This window comes from Arenimonas sp. (assembly GCF_035312645.1).
Lineage (GTDB): Bacteria > Pseudomonadota > Gammaproteobacteria > Xanthomonadales > Xanthomonadaceae > Arenimonas.
Map to the genome: position 1 here is coordinate 1 of NZ_DATGBO010000079.1, position 7,730 is coordinate 7,730.

Annotated in this window: 8 protein-coding genes; 1 reads left to right on the plus strand and 7 read right to left on the minus strand. The window is 64.1% G+C overall.

Going from position 1 to position 7,730, the window contains the following annotated elements:
* Positions 1 to 64: 64 nt before the first annotated feature.
* A complete protein-coding gene (locus VKM35_RS07490; protein ID WP_324319973.1) occupies positions 65 to 799 on the plus strand; it encodes a response regulator in 735 nt (244 codons plus the stop codon).
* On the opposite strand, the gene recO is transcribed toward VKM35_RS07490, so the two are convergent.
* The 7 genes from recO to VKM35_RS07525 form a co-directional block, all read right to left on the minus strand.
* Positions 777 to 1,499, minus strand: coding sequence for a DNA repair protein RecO (recO, locus tag VKM35_RS07495; protein ID WP_324319975.1), 723 nt, complete (start codon positions 1,497 to 1,499; stop codon positions 777 to 779). The two genes, VKM35_RS07490 and recO, sit on opposite strands and share 23 nt — an antisense overlap.
* A 41-nt stretch (positions 1,500 to 1,540) precedes the next feature.
* Positions 1,541 to 2,434, minus strand: coding sequence for a GTPase Era (gene era / locus VKM35_RS07500; RefSeq protein ID WP_324319977.1), 894 nt, complete (start codon positions 2,432 to 2,434; stop codon positions 1,541 to 1,543).
* A complete protein-coding gene (rnc, locus tag VKM35_RS07505) occupies positions 2,431 to 3,090 on the minus strand; it encodes a ribonuclease III (RefSeq protein WP_324319979.1) in 660 nt (219 codons plus the stop codon). The genes era and rnc overlap by 4 nt, the downstream gene beginning before the upstream one ends.
* 1 nt (position 3,091) lies before the next feature.
* A complete protein-coding gene (locus VKM35_RS07510; RefSeq protein WP_324319981.1) occupies positions 3,092 to 3,442 on the minus strand; it encodes a DUF4845 domain-containing protein in 351 nt (116 codons plus the stop codon).
* Between the two features lie 33 nt (positions 3,443 to 3,475).
* Complete coding sequence (gene lepB / locus VKM35_RS07515) at positions 3,476 to 4,288, minus strand: signal peptidase I (RefSeq protein WP_324319983.1); 813 nt, start codon at positions 4,286 to 4,288, stop codon at positions 3,476 to 3,478.
* A 28-nt stretch (positions 4,289 to 4,316) separates the two neighbouring features.
* A complete protein-coding gene (lepA, locus tag VKM35_RS07520) occupies positions 4,317 to 6,110 on the minus strand; it encodes a translation elongation factor 4 (RefSeq protein WP_324319985.1) in 1,794 nt (597 codons plus the stop codon).
* 108 nt (positions 6,111 to 6,218) lie between these two features.
* The coding region (locus VKM35_RS07525) for a Do family serine endopeptidase (protein ID WP_324319987.1) at positions 6,219 to 7,730 on the minus strand (1,512 nt) is incomplete at its 5' end.

Consider the following 7,730-nt stretch of genomic DNA (forward strand, 5'->3'; position numbering starts at 1 on the left):
ATGGGTAATCCGCATGCTGCAAGAATAGTCGGTTTGACCGGACCTGTGAGCGAAGCCGCTGACGATGAGCACGATGGGCCCGCACCTGTTGTTGATCGAGGACGATGTCGTCAGCCGCGCGTTTCTGCACGAGGCGCTGTCCGGCCTGCCGGCGCAGGTCGATGCCGTGGCCAGCATCGCCGAGGCCCGCGTACGAGTTGATCTACACGGCTACGCGTTGTGGCTGATCGATGCCAACCTGCCCGATGGCGACGGCTGCGGCGCGCTCGCGGCATTGCGTGAAGCGCATCCGGATACACCGGCGCTTGCGATCACCGCACAAGTGCACCGCGACGATTTCGACCGGATGTGCAGCGCGGGTTTTCTTGAAGTGCTGCAGAAACCCATCACCGTCGCTGCCTTGCAGGCATCGGTGCGACGCGCGTTGCGGCCGGAGATGTTGGTAGCACCGGCCTGGCACATCGGCGAGAAACGACCAGTCTGGGACGAAGCCCAGGCATTGTCCGCCGTCGGCGGACGCCGCGAATCCCTGCAGGCACTGCGCGGATTGTTTCTCGAGGAGTTACCGAAACAGCGCGATGCCGTCATCGCCGCCTGCGCCGCCGGGGACGTGCATTCCGCGCGCGCGGCGCTGCACAAGCTCAAGGCCGGCTGCAGTTTTGTCGGCGCGGTGCGCCTGTTGCAAGCGGTCGATCGGCTCAGCGTCGCGCCGCTCGACCCCGGCAATCTTCAGCTCTGGGAATTCGCGGTAGCCGATCAGCTCGCGACGGCCGCGCTCACTCCTGGCGACGCGGCCTGACCCGCGCCAACTCGCCGAGCAAGCCCCACGAACGCAAGCCTTGTGGACCAAGATGCGAGGCGAGCACGCCGCGCAGCGCCGCGCGCAATTCCATCAACAACTCAGTCGCGGGCATCTGGTCGGCAGCGAGCGCGATCAGCGCCGCACCGCTCACGCTGTCGACACCGCGGCGCGATTCCCGCACCGGGCCGTGTTCGGGATCCAGTCGATAACGCGCCTCAGGCTCCAGCGCTTCGTCGTCGGCCAATGAATCCCAGGGCAGGCCATAACCGAGGGCATCAAGCAGATCGCGTTCGAAGCGACGCAGCGTCCAGGCCAGCGGCGCGTTTCCGGCGAGATCGCCACGCACGCGCGCATAAAGATCGAACACTGGCGCGATGGCATCGTTGCGCGGCGTCAGCTTGAGCACGAGCTCGTTGACGTAGAAGGCAGCCATCAAGGCTTCGCCAGCGAGCATCGGTGCGGCATCGATGGCTTCGGCCTGGATCAGCCGCGCCAGTTCGCCGCGCGGCAGGTAGTCGATGCGGATCGATTGCAGCGGTTGCAGCGCGGCGCGCAGGAGATGGCGCTTGGCGCCGGTAACACCGCGTGCGACGACGCCGACGCGGCCGTGATCGCGAGTCAGCAACTCGACCAGCAGGCTGGTTTCGCGCCAGGGCCGCGCATGCAACACGAACGCTGGTTGTGCATCGATGCGCATGCAGTCTTGCTAGCCGCGCGGGAACCCGTCGGCGCGCATGCTCAGTCGGTGTAGCCGAACCGGCTCAGCGCCGCTTCGTCGTCCGACCAGCCCTCGCGTACCCGGCACCAGGTTTCGAGAAACACCTTGCGATCGAACAGGCGCTCCATGCCCAGGCGCGCACCGGTCGAGATCGCCTTCATGCGTTCGCCGCCCTTGCCGATCACGATGGGTTTCTGGCTCTCGCGTTCGACCCAGATCACCGCGGCGATGCGCAGCATCTCGCCATCGACTTCGAATTTCTCGATCTCCACCGTCGCCGCATACGGCAGTTCTTCGCCGAGGCGCAGCATCAGTTGTTCGCGCACCAGTTCGCCGGCGAGGAAGCGTTCGCTCTTGTCGGTGATCTCGTCGTCGGCGTAATGCGCTTCCGATTCCGGCATCAGCGCGATCAGGGTCTTGACCAGCGCATCGGTACCTTTTCGCTTGGACGCGGAAATTGGATGCACGGCGGAAAACTCGCGCTCGCGCGTCACTTCGGCGATGAAAGGCAACAGGCTGCCCTTGTCGGTGATCTTGTCGACCTTGTTGACCACCAGCACACAGGGCACGCCCGATTCCTTGAGCGCGGCATAGGCCAGCGCGTCGTCCTCGAACCAGCGGCCGGCCTCGATCACCAGCACCGCCGCATCGACATCGGAAACCGCGCCACGAGCGGCGCGATTCATGTAGCGGTTCATGGCGTTCTTCTGCTTGCCATGGATGCCCGGGGTATCGACCAGCATCAACTGGCCTTCGGGAAACGTGGCGATGCCGAGCAGACGGTGACGCGTGGTCTGCGGGCGCGGCGAGACGATGCTGACCTTGGCGCCGACCAGGCCGTTGATCAGCGTCGATTTGCCGACGTTCGGACGGCCGATGACGGCAATCGTGCCGGCGCGGTAGGGCAAGGTCATTTCTGTTTCTCCAATTGCGCCAGCACCTGTTCGGCAGCGGCCTGTTCGGCGGCGCGCAGCGAGGCGCCTTCGGCCTCGGCGGCCAGTGCCGGCGCGTCCAGGGAACAACGGACCAGGAACACGCGCTCGTGATCCTGCCCGCGGGTATCGACCAGGGCGTATGCCGGCCGCTCCAGCTGCCGCGCCTGCAACCACTCCTGCAATCGCGTTTTCGGATCCTTGTCGACCTTGCCGGCCGGCAACTCGGCCATCATCGCATCGAACCAGGGCAGGACGACGCTGCGACAGACTTCAAAGCCGGCGTCGAGATGGATCGCCGCCACCAGCGCTTCCAGCGCGTCGGCGAGGATGGAGTCGCGGCGATGGCCACCACTCTTGAGTTCGCCCAGACCGAGTTCGATGCGATCGCCCAGTTGCAACGTGCGAGCAATACCGGCGAGCGCCGATTCGCGCACGAGGCTGGCGCGGGCCCGGGTCAGCGCGCCCTCATCGGCCTTGGGCCAGCGGGCGTGCAGCGCCTCGGCGACGATCAGGTTGACCAGCGCGTCGCCGAGGAATTCAAAACGTTCGTTGTTGGGAACCCCGATGCTGCGGTGGCGCAGAGCCTGGCGCAGCAGGTCGGGGTTCTGGAAGCAATGACCGAAAGCCTCAACCACCTCAGTTGGTGGTGTAGTCAAACGTCACCAGGAATTCGACATTGCCCATGAGCGGTTTGCGGACTTCGTAATGCACCATCAGTTTCTTGTTGCCGGAAGCCGGGGCGAAGACGATCTGCTTCTGGTCCACGGAATTGACGTAGTCGGTGTTGAAGTGCTTGCTGATCTTGCGCTGGACATCCGTGATGTCGGTATCGAGCCCTTCCTTCACCACCGAATCCATCGCCGCCTTGACGCTGTAGTACTCCGAATACACCGGCACCAGCTGCATGCCGACGCCGACGAAAACCATCACGAGTATCAAAATCATGATGAAACCCATGAGCGTGATGCCGCGCTGCTTCTTGTCCATGACCTGTCCCCCGGGTGGATGTGGAAGTGAAGACTACTGGATGGTATCGCCAATCCGCTTGTAATCGAAACCGTCCATGCAGACCCAGCCCTCGCAATTGAGCCAGATCACCATGGCCCGCCCGACCAGGTTGCCCTCGGGCACCAGGCCCCAGTCGCGGCTGTCGGCGCTGTGGTCGCGGTTGTCGCCCATCACGAAATAGTGGCCGGGCGCGACCTGCCACTGCCCCGGGGGAAACGGACTGCCCGGTTCATCAAGGACGTGGTGGGTGCGGCCGGGCAGCATTTCGTTGGCGATCGGGGTGTCGTTGGATTCGAGGGACGAGCCGCTGCCGACGAACACGCCATCGGCCGCGTAGGCCACCGGCTTGCCGTTGATGGTGACCTGATCGTCGGACACCGAGACCGTGTCGCCGGGCAGGCCGATCACCCGCTTGATGTAGTCGGTACCCTTTTCCGGATCGTCCTCGCTGCGGCCCGGGTAGCGGAACACCATCACGTCGCCGCGTTTGGGCTCGCCCACCGGTACGAATTTGTTGTTGAGCACCGGCAGGCGCAGGCCGTAGCTGAACTTGTTCACCAGGATGAAATCGCCCTTGAGCAGGGTCGGCATCATCGACTCGGACGGAATCCGGAACGGCTCGGCGACGAACGAGCGCAGCACCAGCACGAAAAGAAGCACCGGAAACAGCGAGCGGGCGTAGTCGACCGCGGCGGGCTCGACCATTTCCTCGCCGTCCTTGACCATCAGCTGGCGGCTCTTGGCGAAGAACAGGCTGTCGACCAACCAGATGACGCCGGTCAGGACGGACAGCGCGGTCAGAATCAGGGCGAAATCGAATTTCACTGGCAACGTTCCTTGCTGGAGCGGTGGATTATTTGTTGTCGGATTGCAGCACGGCGAGGAAGGCTTCCTGCGGAATCTCCACCTTGCCGAACTGTTTCATGCGCTTCTTGCCTTCTTTCTGCTTCTCGATCAATTTTTTCTTGCGCGTGGCGTCGCCGCCGTAACACTTGGCGAGCACATTCTTGCGCAATGCCTTGACCGTCGAGCGCGAAATGACCTGCGCGCCGATCGCCGCCTGGATGGCGACATCGAACATCTGCCGCGGGATCAGGTCCTTCATCTTCTCGCATAGCTCGCGGCCGCGACGGTCGGCGTGGTTGCGGTGCAGGATCATCGACATGGCGTCGACGCGATCGCCGTTGATCAGCACGTCCACGCGCACGAACGGACCCGCATCGAAGCGCAGGAAGTGGTAATCGAGCGAAGCGTAACCGCGCGAGACGGATTTGAGACGGTCGAAGAAGTCCAGCACCACTTCCGCCATCGGCAGCTCGTAGCTGATCTGCACCTGGCTGCCCATGTAATTGATGCCCTGCTGCGAACCGCGTTTTTCCTCGCACAGGGTGATGATGTTGCCGACGTAATCGGGCGGCGTGAGGATGGTTGCGAGAATGATCGGCTCGCGGATTTCCTGGATCTTGTTGACCGGCGGCAGCTTCGCCGGGTTGTCCAGCGGCAGGATGCTGCCGTCGGTCTGCAGCACTTCGTAGATCACCGTCGGCGCGGTGGAGATCAGGTTGAGGTCGTACTCGCGCTCCAGGCGCTCCTGCACGATTTCCATGTGCAGCATGCCGAGGAAGCCGCAACGGAAACCGAACCCCATCGCCTCGGAGCTTTCCGGTTCGAAATTGAGCGCGGCATCGTTGAGCTTGAGCTTGTCGAGCGCCTCGCGCAGCGCCGGGTATTCGTCGGCATCGACGGGAAACAGACCGGCGAACACGCGCGACTGCATCTTCTGGAAGCCCGGCAGCGCTTCGCTGGCCGGGTTGGCGGCGAGCGTCAGCGTGTCGCCGACCGGTGCGCCGTGCACGTCCTTGATTGAAGCGTTGATCCAGCCCACTTCGCCCGAGCCCAGCTTGACCAGCGACTTGCGTTTGGGCGTGAACACGCCAACGTCGTCGACCTGGTGCACGCGGCCGGTGGACATCACCAGAATCTTGTCGCCGGGCTTGATCTCGCCCTGCATCACCCGCACCAGCGAGACCACACCGAGGTAGTTGTCGAACCAGGAATCGATGATCAGCGCTTGCAGCTGGTCACTGCCGCGCGGTTTCGGCGGCGGGATGCGCTGGACGATGGCTTCCAACACCTCGATCACGTTCAGGCCGGTCTTGGCGCTGATCGCCACGGCGTCGTCGGCGTGGATGCCGATCACCGCTTCGATCTCGGCCTTTACCTTTTCGATATCAGCGGTCGGCAAGTCGATCTTGTTGAGGACCGGAACAACCTCCAGGCCTTGCTCCACCGCCGTATAGCAGTTGGCGACCGACTGCGCCTCAACGCCTTGCGCTGCGTCCACCACCAGCAAGGCGCCTTCGCAGGCAGCCAAGGACCGCGAGACTTCGTAACTAAAATCGACGTGGCCGGGGGTGTCGATGAAATTCAACTGATAGGTCTTGCCGTCGCGCGCCGTGTACGGCAGCGAGACTGACTGCGCCTTGATGGTAATGCCGCGCTCGCGCTCGATCGGATTGGAGTCGAGCACCTGGGCTTCCATCTCACGGGCCTCGAGGCCGCCGCATAGCTGGATGATGCGGTCGGCCAAGGTGGACTTGCCGTGATCGACGTGGGCGATGATTGAGAAATTGCGTATGAGCTGCATGGGGGCGGCGCGATGCCGTCTGGAGAAGTGAACACGGCATTATCGCACAGCGCCCCGGCGCCAAGCCCGCCCTGAACAGGCCGGCGCCGGGACCCCCGCCTAGACCTCTTATTGCGCCGCCACCGTCACCAGACCAGTGCTCTCGGCGTTGCGCACCAGCAAACGGACGCGATCTCCGGACTTGACGCCCTTGAGTGCGGCCTCGAATTCCGCGGGGCTCGCAACTGCGGTCTTGCCGACCTGCAGAATCACGTCGCCCGGCGAGAGGCCGACCTGCTTCGCGGCAAGCCCGGCGACGCGGCTGATCTTCACGCCCTCGTCGGCGGACAAACCGAGCTTGGCGCGGGTGCTGCTATCGACCGGCGCCACGACCACACCCAACGCATTGAGGTCGGAGGCAGGCGCGGACGCTGCCGGCGATTTGCCGTCGTCAGCAGCCACCGATTCGTCCAGCGTGGTCAGTACCACCACCATGTCCAATGGCTTGCCGTCGCGCATCACCCGGACATTGGTGCGGCTGCCCGGCGCCAGCGCGCCGACCAGCGGCGGCAGTTCCGCGGCACTGCCGATGTCCTTGCCGTTGAAGGCGACGATCACGTCGCCGGGATGGATGCCCGCCTTGGCGGCAGCGCTGTTGTTCTGCACCGAGCCGACATAGGCGCCGGAAGCACGAGTCAGGCCGAGCTCGCCGAGCTGCTCACGACTGACCTCGCCGATCGCCACGCCCAGCTGTCCGCGCGTGACCTTGCCGTGAGCCTTGAGCTGCTGCACCGCGTTCATCGCGACCTCGATCGGGATCGCGAAACTCACGCCCATGTAGCCGCCAGAATTGCTGAAGATCTGCGAATTGATGCCGACCACTTCGCCACGGACATTGAGCAGCGGGCCGCCGGAATTGCCGCGGTTGATCGCGACATCGGTCTGGATGAAAGGGACGTAGCGCTGGCTGCCATCGATGCTCGGCCGGCCCAGGCCACTGACCACGCCGGCAGTGACCGAATGATCGAAACCGAACGGCGAGCCGATCGCCACCACCCACTGCCCCGGCTTCAGGCTATGCGAATCACTCAGTTGCAGCACCGGCAGATCGCGGGCTTCGACCTTGAGCAAGGCCACGTCCGAGGACTCGTCGCTGCCGACCACCTTGGCCTTGAGCTCGCGGCGATCGACCAGATGCACGATCACTTCACTGGCACCGTCGACCACATGATGGTTGGTCAGCACATAACCATCGGAAGAAATGATGAAACCGCTGCCAAACGACGTGCCGTTGCGTTGCGGCCCCTTGTCGCCACCCTCGGGGCCACCCGGGCCGCCGGGCTGGCCAAAGAAATGACGGAAAATTTCCGGCACGTCCTCGGGATTGATCTGCTGCGACGGATCGGAATCGTCCTCGTCGCGCTGGGCAACGGCGTGGCGGCTGCCGCTACCGATCGTCGCCTCGATATTCACTACGGCCGGCCCGGCCAATTCGACCAGATGCGAGAAATCCGGCAGGTTCACCAGCGGTGCGGTATTCGGAGCTGCCGCCGTCGGGGTGACGCTGGCCTGGGTCAACGCGGTAGGCGCCGAGGTCGTCGCGACGGCGCGGTCCTGCCACTGGGCGAACACCAGGCCAGC

What these genes read in the sequence shown, in the direction of transcription:
- VKM35_RS07490 (WP_324319973.1), top strand. Translation starts at nt 65, where the DNA reads ATGAGCACGATGGGCCCGCACCTGTTGTTGATCGAGGACGATGTCGTC.
- recO (WP_324319975.1), bottom strand. Translation starts at nt 1,499, where the DNA reads ATGCGCATCGATGCACAACCAGCGTTCGTGTTGCATGCGCGGCCCTGG.
- era (WP_324319977.1), bottom strand. Translation starts at nt 2,434, where the DNA reads ATGACCTTGCCCTACCGCGCCGGCACGATTGCCGTCATCGGCCGTCCG.
- VKM35_RS07510 (WP_324319981.1), bottom strand. Translation starts at nt 3,442, where the DNA reads ATGGACAAGAAGCAGCGCGGCATCACGCTCATGGGTTTCATCATGATT.
- lepA (WP_324319985.1), bottom strand. Translation starts at nt 6,110, where the DNA reads ATGCAGCTCATACGCAATTTCTCAATCATCGCCCACGTCGATCACGGC.